General features: G+C 35.1%; 1 protein-coding gene. It reads left to right on the forward strand.

The window, feature by feature from the left end; all coding sequences use genetic code 11:
• Nucleotides 1-95: 95 nt before the first annotated feature.
• Nucleotides 96-2,111, forward strand: a 2,016-nt coding sequence (locus tag FC57_RS10325) for a BspA family leucine-rich repeat surface protein (protein WP_162259283.1), incomplete at its 3' end; no start/stop codon positions are given.

A 2,111-nucleotide genomic window follows, 5' to 3' on the forward strand; every position in this document is an offset into this window, starting at 1 on the left:
CAGAAGACCTTAGCAGATTGTTCGGCACCATGTTATTTAGTAATCCTACCGGCAATGGGGGATATACTGATACTAGCAAGTGGGGATGTCTGGATATGGATAACTGGCATGCTACAGTAAATGGTAATTATTTAGATATTGACAAATATTTCCCAGCTATTGACAGGGGAACAGATCCACATGGGAGCCTTAATTTAGGAGATAATAGCAATAAGCGAAATACAAATATTATTATTCCTAATGCGGATGATTTTGCAGCTCATCATACTGCAGACAATCTAAGTGGTACTTGGAGGAGTGGTTTACAGACTCGTATTAGTTCTACTGTTACTGAGAAAATTATAAATGAACTTAACCCATACTCCATTGCTTTTTCTAAAACTGGTAATAATCAAAATACTATATTGAAAGATAATTACAATGGTGGTAATTATGGTGCATTTGCGGCTAATCGTCATTCAATCAGTAATTTAACGAATTTTGATGGTACTAATCTTGATGTCAGCAATATTCATGATTTTGGTGGAATGTTCATAAATGACAGTAAGTTAAATGATGATAGCTTAAAAACTATAAAAGGTTGGGATGTGTCTAACAGAGAAACTCTGTCTATAGGTAATAGCTTTTTTGGTATGTTCGCAGGTGATACCAGCTTACATGATCTGACTCCCTTGAAGATTTGGAAGATTGGTAAGAACTCAAGAGGAAGTGATGATACCACACCTATAAATGTCGCTTCGATGTTTAATTTTGGACCAAATGATGGAAAAACTATATATGCTGATATATCAAAGTGGAATTTAAAATCTGTTAAGAATCTTGTTGATGGAATGGATATTTCAGGCATGTATGAGATGTTTGATGACAGTTCTAATCATGCCATTCGAGTAAACGTTGAAAATATGCCAAATTGGGAGTGGACAAAAGAGACATTGGATGGTAGTGCTTGGGGAGTACCAAGTATTAATAATGAAAGTATATTTTCTCATCCAGCTTCTAAAAATTTAATTTTCTTAGTGCATAGCGCTCCTTTATCACCATCAATTCCTCCTGTTTTAAGTCCTGAACCCGAAAATACAATAAAGATAGGAACGGTAACTACTAATTCGCCAGTTTTTGTAAGTGATATGAATGATATTATTGATCCTGTTACTAATGACCGTTATTCCGTTGAAAGTGGAGAGTGGTATGGAGTACAGGATGGAAAAGCTGTAGGTCTCGCATTAGCATATGCTCGCGATATTTTAAGAACTAAAATTGTGAATTGGCATAGGAACAATACTTTACAAGATAAGGAATTATTAATTGATCAATCTGATCAAAATGACGCAATAGCAACATTAAATGCAAATCTAGAAAAACAAGAAATTGATGGTGGGTTAATTAATACTCCTGTAAATAGTGATCCAGCAATATATGCAGGTATTAAAGCTAGGTCTGAGAGAGATACACAAACCTTGTCTCAACTGGGTTCTGAAGCTTATGAATGGCAGCTAGAAAATATAACATCTTCAGGTTCAGTTATACCTTCAAGTTCAGCTACAAAGAAAGATGGAACACTTGAGTATACGGGGAAAGTTAAATCTAAATTTGATCCTGAAAAGTCAGTAGAGGTAAAGGTTACTGTACGTGTTACTGGTGGTCGTGAAAAATTAGTTTCAAAGAAGGCTAGTGAGGTAGGGTCTATTGATAATAATGGATTAAACGACTGGGCCAAGGCTACAATTGCAAATGCAGGATCCTTAGAGAGTCGAACAAATCATACTGATAGTTGGTTTGCTGATAATACTTTTCAATGGGTAAAAGAGAATCCTAGTGGTAGTTTTAATATAAATGGATCAAATTATAGTGTTATTGGGTCAATAGATGAACTGTTAGAGAGTATTAATAGTAGTAATCCTGATTTTGAAGTTGGTACTCCATCCACCTATAGTACTTATAGTGAAAATCCAGTTTCTATAAATGGTAGAAACTATAACAATGTCAAAAAAGGGTATGTTATGATAACCTACCATAAACCGAATGTAGCAGATTCAGAACATCCAATTGTTTATAGTCGCCAAATAGTAGAGGTACCGGTACAAATAGCAACTGATGCCGACAACAACACG

Source organism: Lactobacillus ultunensis DSM 16047, from assembly GCF_001436305.1.
Classification (GTDB): Bacteria; Bacillota; Bacilli; order Lactobacillales; family Lactobacillaceae; genus Lactobacillus; species Lactobacillus ultunensis.